The organism is Luteibacter sp. CQ10 (genome assembly GCF_040900725.1).
Lineage (GTDB): Bacteria > Pseudomonadota > Gammaproteobacteria > Xanthomonadales > Rhodanobacteraceae > Luteibacter.
In genome coordinates, this window is record NZ_JAEUYM010000003.1 from 585,061 (window position 1) to 602,459 (window position 17,399).

Genomic DNA, 17,399 nt, shown 5'->3' on the forward strand with positions numbered 1-17,399 from the left:
GGTTCCTTAGGGTGCGGGGGTCATGGAGCGCGGGGCGTCGTGCGGATCGCTACCCCAGTTCTTGTTCGGCTCGGGGCCCATCGTGAGTACCAGCGTGGCACCGTTCACGACATCGGCGTGGCTGAACCACGGTTTGTTCCACGGCTTGCCGTTGAGCGTCGCCGACTGGATGTACCTGTTCGTGGCGGAGTTGTTGCGCGCGACGATCTCCAGCACCTTGCCGCTGCCCAGGTGCAGGCGGACCCGATCGAAGATCGGGCTGCCGATGATGTAATCGGGCGTGGACGGATCCACCGGATAGAAGCCCATGGCGCTGAGCACGTACCACGACGACGTCGATCCCTGGTCGTCCATGCCCGGGAAACCGTAGCCGGTGGCGTCGCTGCCGTACATGTCGGCGAGGATGCGGCGGGTCAGCGCCTGCGTCTTCCAGGGCTGGCCGCTCCAGGCATACAGATAGGCGGCCTGCTGGTCCGGCTGGTTGCCCTGCACGTACTGGCCGATGAGGCCCGTACAGTCGCGGCAGACGCCCTTGGCCGTGTACGGCGTGGAGAAGAACGCGTCGAGCTTGGCGTTGAACGCGTCGCGACCGCCGAGCAGGTTCATCAGGCCCTGCACGTCGTGCGGCACGAGCCATAGGGTGGACCAGCCCGAGCCCTCCTTCATCATGAAGTTGTAATAGGGCTCGCCCGGATCGAACGGCGAGATCCACTTGCCGTCCTCGGTGCGGCCGCGGAAGAAGCCCGTCGACGGGTCGAACACGTTGCGGTAGTTCGACGCGCGGCGCTCGAACATCGTCGCGTCGTCGGTCTTGCCGAGGCGGCGGGCGAAGTCGGCCAGGGCGTGGTCGTCCCACGCGTATTCCAGCGTGGTGGCGACGCCGGCCTTGCCGCCCGCGTAGGGCGGGCTGGGATTGCCCTCGGGCACGATGTCGGAAATCCAGCCCTTCTTGTCGTATTCGGCCAGGTAACCGCGCGGTCCCTTGGGATCGGTGGCGTTCTTGCGCAGGTATTCGTAGGCGGCGGCGTAGTCGAAATCGATACCGCGCTGCCACGCGCCGTCGTAGAGGAAGACGGCGTGGTCGCCATGGAAGGAGGTGTTCATGTAACCGCGCTCACGTGCGCGGTCCAGCTCCGAACGCATGATGTCCTGCACGACTTTCGGTTGCATGAGCATCAGGAGCGCGATCTGGTTGCGGCCCGTATCCCAGAACGGCACCGGACCGTAGTGGTCGTAATCGGCGACCCGGTCGTGCCCGTCGGCATCCGTATAGTGCTCACCCTTGCGGGCGATCATGCGCGGGCTGGCGAAGGAGTGGTACAGCGTGGAATAGAAAAGCATGCGCTGCTTGGGCGTGCCGCCGGTGACCTCCACGCGGTCGAACAGGTCGGCCCACGTTGCACGGGCCTTCGCGTGCACACGGTCGAAATCCGCGTCGCTGTCCTGCGCGTGCAACCGCTGTTCGGCTTCCTCGGCGCTGTGTCCATGGGCGATGCGCACCACCACCTGGTCGCCGGCCTTCGTATCGAAGGTGAGGTAGGCTCCGGCGTAATCGCCCGATACGGTGCGGCGGCCGGCCTGTACGTCGCTGCTCCCCAGCCCCCGATCCTTCTTGTCGGTCATCTCGGAGTGGAACGTGCCGAACCGCGCGAAGGGGCGGGAGAATTCGGCGACGAAGAAGCGGCCGTCCGCGTCGCGGTCGCGGCGACCTTCCGATGCGGCGCCGCGCACGGTGTGGTCGTCCACCACCTCGATGTCACCGCCGACGTGGCGCAGATTCAGCACCACGTTCGACCGATGGCTTTCCGGGAACGTGAAGCGCATGAGGCTGGTCCACTGCGTGGCCGTCATCTCGACCTTCGTGTGGAAGGTGGCCAGGTCCACCGCGTAGTACCCGGGCGATGCCTTTTCGGAGGCCTTGTCGTAATACGACGCGGCGTAATCCGGCGGCACCGTCCAGTCGCCCACCACGGGCATCACCATGGGCGCGCCGCGCGCGCCGTAGGTCGACCCGCCACCGGTGAAACCGAACATCGTCGGACGTCGATAGTCGTATGCGACCGGCACGCCGGTGGCGAAGCCCAGGTCGGTATTGATGTTGACGGGAGCGGCCTCGGTCGCGCTTTGCGGAAGGCTGGCGCCGGGCGTGGTCATGCCGGTGTAGAGCGGCTCGCCCTCCGGCGGCGAATTGCCGATCAGCGCCTGCCGGTCGAGCGGCGCGGTGCCGACGAGCGGATTGGCGAGATCGACGCTGGACGGGGTTTTCGTGCCTGCCTTGCCGCCCGCCGCGTGACCGGGGTGGGGGATGCCGAGCGCAAGGATCGCCAACGCGATGGCGAACGGCGCGCGGCGGGGAAGACGCGCGGATGGTGTCATGGTCTTTCCTTGGTGCGTAAAAGAAGAGGGGCCGGGCTTGTCGCCCGGCCCCGTCCGTTTGTTACTTGTTGCTGTCTCCACCGAACTTGTAGGTCACGCCCAGGTAGTACTGGCGGCCCGGATACAGCAGCTGGACCAGTCGTGCGCGGGTGTCGCCACCGAGATAGGTGTGCGGCGTGGCCTTGTTGAAGTTGATGATCGACGCGGTGACCATGAAGTGCTTGTTGAATTCATAGTCGCCGTTCAGGTCGATCTGGTGGTAAGGCTGCGCGTACACCGGCAGGCCCGCGGCCAGGCCCGTCATCTTGCGGCCGGTCCAGTTGTCGCTGGCACGGAGCAGCAGGCCGTTCTTTTCGTAGAACAGCGAGGCGTTGGCGGCGTACTTCGCGCTACCGATCAACTCGGCCTTGCCCACCTCGGTATCGCCGAGCGACACCGCGGTTTCGTTGGTCTTGTTGAGCGTGTAGTTGAGGATGTAGCCGAAGCCGGAGTCGAAGGTGTGCTGCGCGTACACTTCCACGCCCTTCGACGTGCCGGAACGGCCGTTGGCGTTGGTGCTGTACTGCAGGAAGTTCGTCGGGGTGCCGCCCACGTCGACATTGATGTTGTTGACGGTGACCGGGACGACGAAGTTCTTCACCTTCTTCTGGAACAGGTCGATACCGACCACGGCGTGCGGAGCGTAGTACCACTCGCCGGCCAGGTCGAACTGGGTCGCCGTGAACGGCTTGAGGTCGGCATTGGCACCCGAACCGTACCAGCCCGGCAGCGGCGCGCCGAACTGCTTGCGGTCGTTGTAGTACTCCTGCGTGTTGTTGGTGAGCTGGCCGAGCTGGGCCAGGTCGGTGTAGTTCGCGCGGGCCAGGGCCTGCGAACCGGCCGCGCGCAGCACGAAGCTGTCCGCGATGGTCCAGGCGACGTTGAAGCTGGGCAACCACTTGTTGTAGCGCTTCTTCGTGGTCGAGTTGGTGAAGTCTTCGACGACCGCGATTTCGCGCGGCAGGTACTGGAAATCGCCCGGCGCGCACGCACCGCCACCCGCATTCACGCCCGAGGCCGGGCAGATGAGGATGTTGCCGGCGGCATCGTGGTAGTACGTCGCGTTGTTCGTGGTGACCTGGTTGGCGACGGTGAGGTCCTGCTGCGTGGTGACGAAGCGGACGCCGACGTTGCCGCGCACGGTGCCGGTGTCGAAGTTCGCCTGCACGTAGGCCGCGGCGATCTTCTCGCCGATCGACGACTTGTTCTGCGGCTTGTTGTACAGCACGCGGTCGTACGTGTCGTTCAGGTGGTTGTAGTACGCCGGGAAGTTGATCGCCGGGAAGATGTCGTCGCCGTAGGCGTGGTTCACGCCGTCGAGGTAGTTCGGCTGCAGGAAGCCGGCCGGCAGCTGTCCGGCGTTCGGATCGCAGGTCTGGAACTGCAACTCGGTGCCCTTGCAGTACCAGCGCACTTCGTTGCTCTGCTGTTCGGCCTTCGCATCGGAGTACTTGCCGCCGAACTGGATCGACTGCAGCCAGCTGGAATCCAGCGACCAGGTGAAGTCGGCCTGCGCGAAGTTCTGCGAGTTGCTGGTGTTGACCATGTTCGAACCGGTGGAGCCCAGGTCGACCTGGCCCGCGCCGTTGAGCATGTTCTGCAGCGTTTCCGGCTCGGCGCTGATGCCCGGCTTGCCGGTGGTGTCCCACGAGGCGCCATTGCTGCCGTTCACCCACTGGCCGTTGACGAAGTTACGCGGCTTGGCAGCCATGCCCAGTTCGACCGACGGACCGCCCTTGGCCCACGTGCGGCCGAAGTTGAAGCTGCCGCTCAGCGCGCCGCCGTTGTCCCATTCGCCTTCGAGGTTCAGCGTCTGCGAGGTGGCCTTCTCGACCGAGTAGTTGCCGTTGAGCCAGGGGATTTCGGTGTTGCAGACGTCCACAGGCTGGCGGACGGCGCCGGTCGACGGATTCACGGTGGAGTTGCAGCCGACGCCCGCGGGCGGCAGCACGTAATTCGCGCCGGTGACGATCGTGCCCGAGGGATCGAAGGTGAGGCCGTTGGGTGCCAGCAGGCGGCCGTTCTGGTCGGCATAGTTGCTGTTGTTCGGCAGGCCCCACTCGGGAATCTCGAGCGTATTGGTGATCTGGGTCTGCTGGCGCTCGAAACGGAAGTAGTTACCGGTCAGCAGCAGGTGATCGCTGGGCTTGAACTGCATCGTGGCCTGGGCACCCTTGGTCTTCAGGGTCAGGTCGTTCTGGCTCGTGGCGAACTGCTGCGGCATCCAGTAGCCGTTGTACTGGCGACCGGCCTGGTCGACGACGCCGTTGCCCCACAGGTCGATGTTGTTGTTGACCGCGGACGGGTACCCTCGGCCGTTGACGTCCACCGGCGCCTGCGTGCAGGTCACGTGGTCCTTGCAGTCATCTGACCACCACTTCCAGCTGCTCGCATCGGCTTCATAGGTGGTGGTCTGGCGCTTCTGGTACGAACCGGCGAGCAGGACGCCGAAGGTTTCGTCCTTGTTCTTCCACGACCACAGGGCCGAGCCTTGCGGTTCGGTCTTGCCACCGCGATCCGACGAGGCGGCGGTGCCGGTCACGAAGCCTTCGTTGGCATCCATTTCCAGCGGACGGCGCGTGCGCAGGTCGACGTTGCCGCCGATGCCGCCTTCGTCCAGGCGCGCCTCGAGGCTCTTGTAGAGCTTGATGTCCGAGAACATGTTCGCCGGGAACAGCGTGTAGTTGAACGAGCGCGTCAGGCCGGCCGAGGTGTCGGCCGAGGCGACGTAGTTGCCATTCAACTCGGTGTAGGTCAGTTCGGGCGCGAGGCCGCGGATGCTGACGGTCTTGCCTTCGCCCGACTCGCGGCTGATCACCACGCCGGGCACGTGGGCGAGCGCGTCGGCGATGTTCTTCGCGGGGAACTGCGCGATGTTCTGCGCATTGATCACCTCGACGATGGAGTTCGCGTCGCGCTTGTCCTGCACGTTCTGGTCGATCGACTGGCGATAGCTGGTGACGACCACGGCTTCCATGTTGGTGGGACTGCCGTCGGCGTCTTTCTTTTGCTTGTCGCGATTCTTGGCCTGTTCGTCGCGCTTCCTGGCCTGTTCGTCCTGGGCGGCCGTCGACGTCTGCGCCTGAGCGGGCGCGGCGGCCGGGCCGGCGGTCTGCGCATGCGCGGACGCGGGTAGTCCCATGTAACCGACGAGCGACAGGGTGGCCGAGGCCAGTGCGGTGTAAAGCGGTTTACGCGTAAAGGTGTGAGGCAGGTAATTCATTTTTTTTATTTCCCTCGAGTGGGCGCCCATGTGAAACGACACGTTGATCCTCCGATCAAGCAAGCCTTGCGTATGCGTGGTTCATGACTGCTGTGTGGTTCTTCCCCTCCGCCTGAATCGATTCAAAGCTCCGCCAAGCGACGGGCTTTCGCTCGTCGGCTACGGAGGTGTCGAAGTTCCTGGTCGCGCTAGCGCAGGGCGTCTAGCGTCGACGGCCGCAAATCACGGGTGGCGATGCGGCTCCCATCGATGGACGACCTCGCGAAAGGGCGTTGGTGAACGGCGAACGATGTCTTTTTTCATGCGGCGACTCCCCATCCCTCTGCAGGTCCGGCGGGAAGCGGCGGTCATTTCAGGAAGCGTTTGGCACGCGCCCCCTCCAGCCTCTCCCCACCCCAGTCCAAACTCATCAGGCCGGCCGCCCCCGCGACGTGGCCTGAATCGCTGTTGTGACTTGGATCGATTTAAACCCCTGGCGCAAATTTGGCCGATGGGGCGGCGCGTGTCACGCTGCACCGCAAAAAATCGTGCCGCAGGTCTTAAAAATCGTAATGCCTATCACGGAGATCAGGGATCGATCAGGCCCGCGGCCACGGCGTCGGCGATGTCTTCGCGCGTTTCCAGCAAGCGCCCCAGCGCATCGCGCCGGATGGCGCCGGGATGGGCTCCAGTCCACAGGCGTCTGAAAGATGCATCGCACGGCAGCGTGCGCGAGAACGCCATGGTGGCGGGACGGAGCAGGGCGGGCGGCCCCATGGCGTCGCCGTAGGCCGAGACCATATCGCAGCTGCCGTCGTAGGCGCCCAGGAGCCTGTGCAGATGATCCGGCGTCAGGCAGGGTTGGTTCGCAACGGTGACCAGCGTGGGATAGGGACGACCGGACAGCGCGGTCGCCGCGCGCGCCAATGACGAACACGTGCCCGACTCCCACGTGGGATCGAACACGATGGTGGTACGTGCGACCAGCCGGGCCAATGGTTCGGCTTGCGCGCCGAGCACGACGAGCAGACGGGTGGGACCGGTGTCTCTCACCATGCGCACGGTGCGTTGGAGAAGGGTCTCGCCTCCGACGGTCAGCAGATGGCTGGGCTTGTCCAGCGTGCCGCTGCCGCTTGCCGCGAGCACCACGGCGTCATGTTCTTCTGGCTGTCGCATGGACGTTCCGCTGCCGCCTTGACCGGGGCGCATTTAAGCATGCTCCGGATACCCGCTCATGACTGCGCCTCGCCGAAGCGGATCGCAATAAATTACGATTCACGGTGCTTCGAAGTTTGGGTCAAAGGGGATATTGCCGAAGCTTGGGCAATGCCGTACGTTTCGGCGCAACGTGCCGCGTGCAATGCGTCGGCCAGGGGAAACATCGAAGGAATAGGGGAAAGGGAATTGAGCATGTCGCGTTGGTTTTTTCTGTGCGTTCTGGGGTTGTGCGTTTCGTATTTTCCACCGTCGCTTCGCGCCGAAGTCTTCATTACCCGCTGGGATTGCGTGGTCGTCGGCAGTGACTACAGCAATGCGGGCGACTTCAGCTGCAAGCCGACCTATGCCAACGACGGGCAAGGTGGTCACCTCGGCGGTGGTACCACGCTTTCGGGCGGGGGTGGCGGCGCGCTCGCGTCGGCCAACCAGGGCGACCTGACGGTAGCCCCTCGCGATGCAAACACCAAGGACAGTTGCGGCCAGGTGGGCGATCCCGTCGTGATATCGACGGGCAACCGCATCGAACCGGAAACGGACTTCGCGGGCGCGGGCGAGATGGGCCTCGCACTCACTCGCACCTATGACCACTACTGGAACGGCATCGGCATCTTCGGTCGGCGCTGGATAAGTAACTTCGACTACAAGTTGCTGTTCACCACCCCCGATCCCACGTCGTCGTGCTACCCGGTGCCGTCGAGTACGCCGTGCGATCCACTGAACAAGCCCATCTGGGCGCAGCGCGCCGACGGGCGGCAGATCAAATTCAACTATTCGACGAGCCCGACACCGGGCTGGTACGAAGACAAGCCCAGTCCGGTGGCAAAGATTCTCCAGACCGGCTCGACGTATACGCTGTACAGCGAAGACCAGACGGTCGAGGTCTACGACGCCAACGGATTCCCGGTGTCGATCAAGAACCCGCAGAACGTCGGCCTGACCTTCACGTACGACAGCGTCCATAACCTGACGCGGGTCACCCACAGTTCGGGACGCCATGTGGACTTCACGTGGGACCATGGCTGGTTGAGGCAGGTGACCGATCCGGCAGGCAACGTCTACCAGTACACCTTCACCACCATCCTGACCCCGATCACCCAGTTCGGCGGGACGCAGCCTCCCGGGACGTCGAACTGGAAAGTCGATGCGGTCGTCCTGACGGGCGTCACCTTGCCCGCGACCAGTGGCGGCGCACCGGCCACGACGGTGACGTATCAGTACGAGAACACCCAGTACGTCACCGCGCTGACCGGCAAGACCATCAACGGTTCGCGTTTCGCCACGTTCCAGTACGACGCCAACGGCCGGTCCACGGACACCCAGATGGCCAACGGTGCGGGGCATTATCACCTCGACTACGCGCTGGACGGCAACGGCATCGTCACCGGCACCACGGTGGTCAATCCGTTGGGCAAACAGGCGACGTACAGCTTCGATGCCCGGGGCAACCAGACCGGCATATCCGGCCTGGCGTCCACGCACTGCGCGGCAGCGGCCCGCGCGGCCACGTTCGATGCCAACGGTTATCCGCAAGGGTCCACCGATTTCAACGGCAACCTCACGCTGTACTCGTACGCGGCGAACGGCCAGTTGCAGCAGCAGGTGGAGGCCTACGGCAAACCCGAGGCCCGTACCACCGACTTCGAGTGGGACGCCAGCAACCGCGCGACGAAGGTGACCGTCGAAGGCGATCACGAAACGACTTATGCCTATGACGGCAACAACCGCCTCCAATCGGTCACGGTGAAGAACCTTTCGTCGAAGGTATCGGCGACGGCCGGTACCACCCGCGTCACCACGTATAGCTACACCACGTGGCCCAGCGGGCTGGTGGCGACGATGACGGTGGACGGACCGCTCGCCGGTACGAGCGACGCGGTCACGAGCAGCTTCTCGCAGGAAGGCGACCTGCTGTCGGTGAAGGACGCCGCCGGGCACACCACGAGCTACGACGGCTATAACGGTCTGGGGCTACCTGGCGCCATCACCGGTCCGAACGGCGATAGACGGAGTTTCACCTACGACACGCGCGGCCGGATCATGGTGATGCGCACGTATCGCAACGGCGGCACGCAGGACACGCATTACGACTACGACAGCTTCGGTCGCCTGGCGCGCATCACCCAGCCGGACGGCCAGACCCATTCGTACCAATACGACGTCGCCGGCCGGATGACCGCGGAGTTCTCGCCCGAAAGCGGCGGTACGTTCGCGGAGACCACCTACCAGTACAACGGGATGTCGTTGCCCACGGTGATAAGGAAACAACGGGTGTATGTCCAGCCGGCGCAGGGGACCGTGCCATGAGGCGGCTCATCCTGTGGCTGGGCCTTGCGCTCCTGGTGGGATCGGGCTTGCAAGATCCGGCGATGGCGAGCGGCGGGCCCGCGACGTCGACCGCGACCGTTTCAAAGGTGGCCTTGCCGCAGCCCAATCAGCAGATATGTCAGCAACCCGACCATATCTGTCCACCACAAGCTCCGAACCACAGTCCGGTCATCACCTGGACCGCCGTACCGGCCGCCAATAGTGCCTTCCTTCCCACCGACGTCATCACCGTCGGTGCGTCGGCGACCGATCAGGACACATGGGTCTCGAGCATCGTCTTCTATATCGACCACAAGATCATCACCACGTACTCCGCCTCGTCGTTCAGGACCACCTTCACCGGCCTCGCGCCCGGCGGCCATACTCTCGCAGTCGTGGCCTACGACAGCACGGGGAAGAGCGGTGAGACCGGCGATATACCCTTCACCGTGCTCAACTCGGTCGTGACGGGCAACATCGACGGCGTGTCGTCCGATGGTGTGATCTCCGGTTGGGCTTGCTCGACCTACATGGCCCAGTCCATCAATGTGGATCTCTACGTGGGTGGGGCTGCGGGCACCGGTGTCATGTTGGGGCGCTACACCGCCAACGTGGGTAGCGAGCCCGCCGTGGCCAGTGCATGCGGCGTGGGCGGCGGAAGCTACCGGTTCCAGATCGCGCTGACGTCTGCGCAGCGCGTGCAGTTCGGCGGCCAGGCGATTTATCTGCATGGCATTTCGCCGATCGGAGCGGCCAACAACCTGCTGCCCGGTTCCGGGAGGTTCACGGTGCCCGTGGCCGTGCGCAACGCGCAGTTCGTCGGCCAGTCGGTGGCGACCACCATGCAGGTGGGTGGCGTGCAGACCGTCAACGTGCAGATGTACAACAACGGCAACTACACGTGGACGGCGGGCACGGCGTTCAAACTCGGGTCGGTAGGCAACAGCACCATCTGGGGTCCGGGCCGTGTCGAGCTGCCCAGCGACATTGCACCGGGGCAGACCGCCTCGTTCACGTTCAATATCACCGCGCCGTCGACACCGGGTGCCTACACCTTCCAGTGGCAGATGCTCCAGGAGGGCGTGGCGTGGTTCGGCACGGCAACGCCCGCCGTCGGCATCACCGTGCTGGGTGGGACCATCTCCGCGAATCCAGGAACCTGCGCCATCGACGTGGGCAACACCACGTGTGCCAGCGTGATCACCTGGAGTTCCAACAGCGCTACGGCGCAGGTTTGGACCTCCAACCTGGATGGTTCCGCGGCGGCGGTCGTCGCCAGCGGCCAGAATGGCTCACAAGCGCTGGGCGGCATCGGCACGGCGGGTCGCCGCTTCCTGCTCAAGAGCGGCAGCTTCACGCTGGCCAGCGTGGATACCCACGCCATCCCGCCGCCGGAAGTCGCCACGACCGTCAGCATCGATTACGACGAGCTGGGACACGTCATCGCCCGTCGCGACGCGTCGGGGCAGGTCAAGGAAAGCTACCAGTACGACGCGAACGGCCAGCTCATCCACAGCACCGACGCTCTCAACCATGTGCGGTCGCTGAGCTACGACGCGCTTGGCCGGGTCGTCTCGTCCGCCGATGCGGATAACGCGACCACGTCGTACACCTACGATGCTGATGACCGGATCGTCCGGGTGGTCGATCCGCGCGGCAATGCCACGACCTACGACTATGACGGCTTCGGGCAGCTGTGGCGTCAGGTGAGCCCGGACAGCGGCATCACCACGTTCTCGTACGACGGTAATGGCCTGCTGCAATCCATGACCCGCGCGAACGGTGTGCAGACCGCCTACGGCTACGATGGATTGAATCGCCTGACCAGCGTCACGGCCGGCGGCATGGTACAGCACGCGACCTATGACAGCTGCACCAACGGCGCGGGACGGCTGTGCAGCGTGGCGGATGCGACCGGTACCACCTCGTACAGCTACACCCCGGAAGGGGATATCGCTGGACGCGGTTTCTCCATCGCCGGCACGGGGTATGGCCTGGGCTACGCCTACGACGGGTTGGGCCGGTTGAGCGCCGTGGTCTATCCGGACGGCAACCAGCTCAACTACGCCTATGCGTACGGCCGGCTATCGGGAGCCACGCTGACCGCGAACGGTGCGACGACGCCCGTCGCCAGCGCGTTGACCTACCGTGGCGGCGACGCGTCGTTCACCGGCTGGACCTCGAGCAACGGCCTGACCAACACGCTCAGCTACGACGGCGACGGCCGCCTGACCGGCATCAGCGTGCCCGGCGTGCAGGGCCTGGGCTTCGGCTACGACGCGGCCGACCGCATCACGCGCATCACCAACGGCAGGGATGCCTCGCTCACACAGACCTTCCAGTACGACAGCGTCTCCCGTCTGACCTCGGCGACCTCGACGGCGAACAGCGAAGGCTTCCAGTACGACACCAACGGCAATCGCACGTCGCACGTGATCAACGGCGTGACCCAGGCGCAAGGCATCGACCCGGCGAGCAACCGCCTGGTCAGCATGGACACCCAGGCCCTGGGTTACGACGCCAACGGGAACCTGACGACGGTCGGTGGGGTGGGGCAGTACCACTATGACGTGTTCAACCGCATGGATTCGGCCACCGGCACGACCTACTACGTGAACCCGGAGGGGCAGCGGCTACGCAAGGTGGGCACGCTCGGCACGACCTTCTTCGCCCCGGATCGCGGCGGCCCGCTTCTGGCGGAGTACGCCAATGGCGGGTGGGTCGACTATGTCTGGATCAACGAGCGCTTGATCGGGCGAGTGGCGGGTGGACAGGTCTACGCCATCCACGCCGATCAGGTGGGACGACCGGAGGTGGCGACGAATGCGTCGCGGAGCATCGTGTGGTCGGCGGAGAACTTGGCGTTCGATCGTCAGGTGGTCACGGAAGGGTTCAAGTTGAACCTGGGCTTCCCTGGGCAATACTTTGACGATGAGACGAAGACGTGGAATAACGGGTTTCGGGACTATCGGGCGGACTTGGGGAGGTATGTGGAGAGCGATCCGATTGGGCTTGTCGCGGGAACGAATACATATGGTTATGTGGGAAACAATCCGCTCACTTACTATGACGCATTCGGTCTTGAGGCAGGCGTTACCATATGGCAGCCGGTGGGCTGGGGAGAATCCTCTTTTGGTCACGTGTCTGTTGACATAAATGGCATTACCTATTCATTTGGGCCAGCAGGCATGACTGTGATGTCTACCGCTGCCTATAATCAAAAAAACGAATTTAGGAATGGGGTGGAATTGAAGTTAAACGTATCCTCTTCTCAAGAGCATTCATTGAAGGATTACCTTTCTAACCCTCGTGGCGGATATGACATCCTGATGAATAATTGTGGAGGCCCTGTTCAGCGTGCCCTTATGAAAGCGGGAATTGATACGGGAGGACAGCTGCTTCCGGTATCTTTGGGAAACAAGTTGCTCGATATGGGAGTCGTCAATGGAATTATTGAGCATCCCGCTATCAATCCGGCTAGACGAGGTGGAGCACCATGGGCGCATTGAGGTGCAGTTTTTTGATCTTGAGTGGGTTTGTCATAATCGGAATTCTCTATTTTGGGCTTCGTGCGTGGTCTGTCTGGGAAACGGGGTACTCGTGGAAGGAAATGGATTGGGATGGAAATGGGTCGACTTCAATTTTGGAATTATTTGAATCAAGCGACATTGGTCGGCGTCAAGTAACGAGTAATGGTGTGAAATGTACTGAATACTACTCTTTCAAAGACGGCCTCCGCATAAAACTAAGCTGCGAAACTGAAAAATAGTTTCAGCGATCTCAACGGTAAAGATTTTCATAAGGCTTAGTCGGGATGAGCCACAGTGCCTCGGCTACGACGCCAACGGCGACCTGACGAACGTCGATGGGGCGGCTCAGTACCGCTACGACGCGTTCGACCGCATGGTTCCGCCACCGGCTCTAGCTACTACGTCAACCAGAAAGGCCAACGGCTGCGCAAGATCGGGACCCTCAGCACGAGCTTCTTCGCCCCGGACCGCGGCGGCCCGCTGCTGGGGAGCACACCAACGGTATCTGGGTCGATTACCTATGGATCAACGGACGCCTGATCGGGCGCATAGAGGGGGCAGGTTCACGCCATCGATGCCGATCAGGTGAGGCGGCCGGAAGTGGCGACGAATGCGTCGCGTAGCATTGTGTGGTCGGCGGAGAACTTCGCGTTCGATCGTTAGGTGGTCACGGAAGGGTTCAAGTTGAACCTGGGCTTCCCTGGGCAGTACTTTGACGATGAGACGAGGACGTCGAGGCAGGGCTGCATTGGGGGCGATGATCCTGGTCGGAACGAGTAGTGCGTAATCTAATGATGTGCGATGCCAAACTTCTGAGCAGGGTGCGACCATGATTTTCACCGTCTTTGTTATCCCCGTTGCTGCGGTTGAACTGCTTATAGGTATAGGTCTTCTATCGTTTTTCGTGTATCCAGTGAAAAATATTGCGTGGCCTAATAGTCGAAAGCGGGTAATTTTCGTCTGTATGGGCGTTTTAATAACCTCGCCTGCACTGATTCCTGCGGGCACGCTCGCATTATTCCCGATTCCTTTGGGTGTCTTATTGATGTGTCTTCGCTCATCAGAAGATGCGATATTTCTTCTTAAAACGTGGTGGTTCATTTTGCCGTCAATGCTCATAACGGGGCTTGCATGTACATATGCAGCCAATCGTCTTTTTGCTCCAAGGCTGGCGCGCGAAAACGGTTCGTTTTGATGAATTGTTCGTCTCGTGCCAGCAAGCACATCGGTAGCTATCAGTACGACGCGAACGGCCAGCTCACCCACAGCACCGACGCACTCAACCATGCAGGTCGCCAGCGCGTTGACCTACCGTGGCGGCGACGCGTCAGCACGAACACCTAGGCCCCGGGTTACGACGCCAACGGCAACCTGACGACGGTGGACGGGACGGCGCAGTACCACTATGACGCGTTCAACCGCATGGATTCGGCCACCGGCACGACCTACTACGTGAACCCGGAGGGGCAGCGGCTACGCAAGTTGGGCACGCTCGGCACGACCTTCTTCGCCCCGGACCGCGGCGGCCCGATGCTGGCGGAGTACGCCAATGGCGGGTGGACAGGTCTACGCCATCCACGCCGATCAGGTGGGACGACCGGAGGTGGCGACGAATGCGTCGCGGAGCATCGTGTGGTCGGCGGAGAACTTCGCATTTGATCGTCAGGTGGTCACGGAAGGGTTCAAGTTGAACCTGGGTTTCCCAGGGCAGTACTTTGACGATGAGACGAAGACGTGGAACAACGGGTTTCGGGACTATCGGGCTGATTTGGGGCGGTATGTGGAGAGTGATCCCACAGGTCTGGTAGGGGGCGTGAATACCTATGCGTACGTCGAAGCGAACCCATCCACGGCGGTCGACTTGCTTGGACTGGCCACTGTGGTTCTCGTAGGTAACGGAACAGTGACGAATCCATTCGGGCACGTTGCATTAGCGTTTACGGGGAAGGGGGTTTTCAGTCATGGAACAGGAACAAAGTTTGGTTCGAGCTTGACAACATATCTTGAAAAGCAGGGGCAGTACCGATCCACTACCGCATACGTGATAAACACTACGCCTGAGCAGGAGAAGACGATGATGGACTATATGAATGATGAGTATTCGGAGCGCTCAACCGAAAAGTGTTCGATCTTGAGCCACGACTGTGCAACAGCGGTTAACGGTGCGCTTTCGTCTGCGAAAGTGGGCGATGAACTGGTAATGGCGACTGCGCAAGCAGGCGGCATTCTTCTGAATAATTTACCGTCGACTTCCGCGACGCTTGCCAGGTCCTTCCCCGGCGCTTCAGTTTTACAAATTCCTCAGGGCGGAAGTGTTCCTTCAAGTCTTGGTGCCTTTAACCCATGAAGGCAAGGTTAAGTATGCGGAAAGCCAAGCTTCTCACGGTATCCATCGTTGTCGCTCTTACTTTGCTACTTTGCTACTTTCCTTTAAAACGCATCTTGTCAGCTGACAAGGCGTTCGCTGAAATTACTCAGGCGCCTGTTTGGGCTGACTTGCAAGTTATTGAGTACCAGCATCGTAATTTGAAGGGCCTAAGGATGCCGATGATTCTCAGGGGTGCTGACGGCGCTGACGGGAATGACGTTCTCGGTGTTATTGGGGGTTCGGGTGACAATCCTTATGTCTGGATCGTTCTTAACAAAAATGCTGGTGTCAACGGAATTTATGCAATGCCCCCAGACGCTAGTTTCCGGGTCTCATGCCGATATTTGGGCGACCTTTCATCAAAGGAGAAGATTGACGGTATCGTCTTCAATTCACTAATAGAGCATTGCGTTGATTGATAGTCGCACGATGAACTTCCGTGTGACGCCCGTGGCAGCCGTCGAGAGCTCTAGCGAGCATTAGGGTTTAGACGAGCGCGGCAAGCTCGAGGAAGAATTATTTCAGCCGAGCATCAACGTGCCTTATGGACAACAAGGACTCAGCGACGCGCCGTGGCTCGACTCGGAGCGTTGCAGCATCGTTACGACGCTTTCGACCGTTTGGATTCGGGCGCGACCACGACCACTACGTGAGCCCGGAAGGGCAGCGGCTGCGCAAGGTGGGCACGCTCGGCACGACCTTCTTCGCCCCGGATCGCGGCGGCCCGATGTTGGCGGAGCACACCAACGGTATCTGGGTCGATTACCTATGGATAAACGGACGCCTGATCGGGCGCATAGAGGGGGGCAGGTTTACGCCATCCATGCCGATCAGGTGGGGCGGCCGGAAGTGGCGATGAATACGTCGCGGAGCATCGTGTGGTCGGCGGAGAACTTCGCGTTTGATCGTCAGGTGGTCACGGAAGGGTTCAAGTTGAACCTGGGCTTCCCTGGGCAGTACTTTGACGATGAGACGAAGACGTGGAACAACGGGTTTCGGGACTATCGGGCGGATTTGGGGCGGTATGTGGAGAGTGATCCCGCCGGGTTGATTGATGGACCTTCTACATATTCCTATTTGGGAGGCGACCCGCTTAACGGTACTGACCCTTTGGGTCTATGCAAGAGTTGCAAGGGAATAGCAAGTTACTCGGCAGTCGGGCCGAAGCAGGCGATAGGGATTGGAGCGCTTGGTATCGCTCCGCGGAACGGATCCGTGGCAATCAGTCCTGCAGCTTTCGGCTTAGCGTATGGAACTACCGCAGAACGAGTAGCTACTCAGAAACGGCTCAAGGCAGTCATGGGCCCCGTGACCATCCAAGCCAGTGGACTTGAAACTACCGGAGGCCCGAAGTCGCAGACATTTACGATTGGCGATGTTGGTGATGCCAATATACGAAATAGTCGGGGAGCGCGTTTTGATATCTACAGATTTAAGTCTAGCGGTGCGGCGAATGCTTTTGGTAGGAAATCCGCGGAAACCGTAATTAGCAATCTGCCAGATGACTTTGAATGTCCGGACGGCTTTGAGGAAAAACGATGAGAAGAATGTTGACATGCTTGATCGTTTTCGTGTTGTCATCGTTCGAGGTGAGCGCGGGAAGTGAGCGGCAGCCGGTGTGGTCGAGCCACGCGCAATTGCTTAAGGTTGACTCTATCGGGCGATACGGGAAGATTCTTTCACCAGACGGAGTTTTGGAGTTTTCTTTTGACGGCAACAACTACAGCTTTAAGGATCTTCATGGTGCGGTTATTGCGAGGCTCCCTGACTACATAAGCGCACCAGAATTGGTGGAGCTCGACTGGTCATCGAATAGTGGCAAGGTATTCGTGAATGCTAGCGATGGAGGGGCCTCCGGGACTTGGCATACGCAAGTGTTTGTAAGATCAGCGACGGGTCTTACTGAAATGTTAGTGGAAGAACTCATAGAGCAAGTCAGTACGCTCGAATCAAGTTGCAAAGAAAAAAACGTAGGGGCAGTCGGTTGGCTCAAGAATAAAAGTTATCTATTGCTGCTTGAACAGGTTCCAGCAAGCTCTGGATGCACGAATATGGGCAGCGTGACCGGGTACATCGTGGATGTGGAGAAGATGTCGATCGTCGATCGCTTGACGGCTCACCAGCTCAAGGCAAAGTTTCGTCGGTTGCTTGGCGCCCAAGGAAGGGCATCGGTTGAGTGAAGATATAAGCTTGTCCGGGACGAGCATGTTTCCCGACCCGACCATTCCTCTAAAGGCTGAGGCACGACGACGCCGGTCGCCAGCGCGTTGACCTACCGTGGCGGTGACGCGTCGTTCACCGGCTGGACCTCGAGCAACGGCCTGACCAACACGCTCAGCTACGACGGCGACGGCCGCCTGAC

At 61.4% G+C, this 17,399-nt stretch carries 11 protein-coding genes and 2 pseudogenes; 10 read left to right on the forward strand and 3 right to left on the reverse strand.

Annotated elements, in window-relative coordinates; genetic code table 11:
* Positions 1-6: 6 nt before the first annotated feature.
* The 3 genes from JNG39_RS15775 to JNG39_RS15785 all read right to left on the reverse strand — a co-directional run bounded on the left by JNG39_RS15775 (position 7) and on the right by JNG39_RS15785 (position 6,793).
* Entirely contained in the window at positions 7-2,376 is a 2,370-nt protein-coding gene (locus tag JNG39_RS15775; protein ID WP_368312816.1) for a GH92 family glycosyl hydrolase, read from the reverse strand.
* 61 nt (positions 2,377-2,437) lie between these two features.
* Positions 2,438-5,638, reverse strand: a complete 3,201-nt coding sequence (locus tag JNG39_RS15780) for a TonB-dependent receptor (protein WP_368312817.1) — start codon at positions 5,636-5,638, stop codon at positions 2,438-2,440.
* Between the two features lie 567 nt (positions 5,639-6,205).
* Positions 6,206-6,793, reverse strand: a complete 588-nt coding sequence (locus JNG39_RS15785; RefSeq protein ID WP_368312818.1) for an NTP transferase domain-containing protein — start codon at positions 6,791-6,793, stop codon at positions 6,206-6,208.
* A gap of 234 nt (positions 6,794-7,027) precedes the next feature.
* Between JNG39_RS15785 and JNG39_RS15790 the strand changes: the two genes are divergently transcribed.
* The 10 genes and pseudogenes from JNG39_RS15790 to JNG39_RS15835 all read left to right on the forward strand — a co-directional run bounded on the left by JNG39_RS15790 (position 7,028) and on the right by JNG39_RS15835 (position 17,217).
* Complete coding sequence (locus JNG39_RS15790; RefSeq protein WP_368312819.1) at positions 7,028-9,139, forward strand: DUF6531 domain-containing protein; 2,112 nt, start codon at positions 7,028-7,030, stop codon at positions 9,137-9,139.
* On the forward strand, positions 9,136-12,648 hold the full coding sequence (locus JNG39_RS15795) for an RHS repeat domain-containing protein (RefSeq protein ID WP_368312820.1): 3,513 nt from the start codon (positions 9,136-9,138) through the stop codon (positions 12,646-12,648). The genes JNG39_RS15790 and JNG39_RS15795 overlap by 4 nt, the downstream gene beginning before the upstream one ends.
* Positions 12,649-12,937: 289 nt before the next feature.
* Positions 12,938-13,258 (forward strand): hypothetical protein, encoded by a 321-nt coding sequence (locus JNG39_RS15800; RefSeq protein ID WP_368312844.1) that lies wholly within the window; start codon positions 12,938-12,940, stop codon positions 13,256-13,258.
* Positions 13,259-13,498: 240 nt separating this feature from the next.
* Positions 13,499-13,864 (forward strand): hypothetical protein, encoded by a 366-nt coding sequence (locus JNG39_RS15805; RefSeq protein WP_368312821.1) that lies wholly within the window; start codon positions 13,499-13,501, stop codon positions 13,862-13,864.
* A 170-nt stretch (positions 13,865-14,034) separates the two neighbouring features.
* Positions 14,035-14,328 (forward strand): annotated as a pseudogene (locus JNG39_RS15810) (hypothetical protein); the annotation flags it as partial.
* Complete coding sequence (locus JNG39_RS15815; protein ID WP_368312823.1) at positions 14,219-15,016, forward strand: RHS repeat-associated core domain-containing protein; 798 nt, start codon at positions 14,219-14,221, stop codon at positions 15,014-15,016. The pseudogene JNG39_RS15810 and the gene JNG39_RS15815, both read left to right, overlap by 110 nt.
* 14 nt (positions 15,017-15,030) lie before the next feature.
* Positions 15,031-15,456, forward strand: coding sequence for a hypothetical protein (locus tag JNG39_RS15820; RefSeq protein WP_368312824.1), 426 nt, complete (start codon positions 15,031-15,033; stop codon positions 15,454-15,456).
* Between the two features lie 436 nt (positions 15,457-15,892).
* Positions 15,893-16,144: pseudogene (locus tag JNG39_RS15825) on the forward strand (RHS repeat-associated core domain-containing protein); the annotation flags it as partial.
* A 201-nt stretch (positions 16,145-16,345) separates the two neighbouring features.
* Entirely contained in the window at positions 16,346-16,579 is a 234-nt protein-coding gene (locus JNG39_RS15830; protein WP_368312846.1) for a hypothetical protein, read from the forward strand.
* Positions 16,576-17,217 (forward strand): hypothetical protein, encoded by a 642-nt coding sequence (locus JNG39_RS15835; RefSeq protein ID WP_368312825.1) that lies wholly within the window; start codon positions 16,576-16,578, stop codon positions 17,215-17,217. Before JNG39_RS15830 ends, JNG39_RS15835 begins: the two co-directional genes overlap by 4 nt.
* Positions 17,218-17,399 lie beyond the last annotated feature (182 nt).

Coding starts and splice junctions, on each gene's coding strand:
- JNG39_RS15775 (WP_368312816.1), bottom strand. CDS start 2,376: ATGACACCATCCGCGCGTCTTCCCCGCCGCGCGCCGTTCGCCATCGCG.
- JNG39_RS15780 (WP_368312817.1), bottom strand. CDS start 5,638: ATGAATTACCTGCCTCACACCTTTACGCGTAAACCGCTTTACACCGCA.
- JNG39_RS15785 (WP_368312818.1), bottom strand. CDS start 6,793: ATGCGACAGCCAGAAGAACATGACGCCGTGGTGCTCGCGGCAAGCGGC.
- JNG39_RS15790 (WP_368312819.1), top strand. CDS start 7,028: ATGTCGCGTTGGTTTTTTCTGTGCGTTCTGGGGTTGTGCGTTTCGTAT.
- JNG39_RS15795 (WP_368312820.1), top strand. CDS start 9,136: ATGAGGCGGCTCATCCTGTGGCTGGGCCTTGCGCTCCTGGTGGGATCG.
- JNG39_RS15805 (WP_368312821.1), top strand. CDS start 13,499: ATGATTTTCACCGTCTTTGTTATCCCCGTTGCTGCGGTTGAACTGCTT.
- JNG39_RS15815 (WP_368312823.1), top strand. CDS start 14,219: ATGGCGGGTGGACAGGTCTACGCCATCCACGCCGATCAGGTGGGACGA.
- JNG39_RS15820 (WP_368312824.1), top strand. CDS start 15,031: ATGCGGAAAGCCAAGCTTCTCACGGTATCCATCGTTGTCGCTCTTACT.
- JNG39_RS15835 (WP_368312825.1), top strand. CDS start 16,576: ATGAGAAGAATGTTGACATGCTTGATCGTTTTCGTGTTGTCATCGTTC.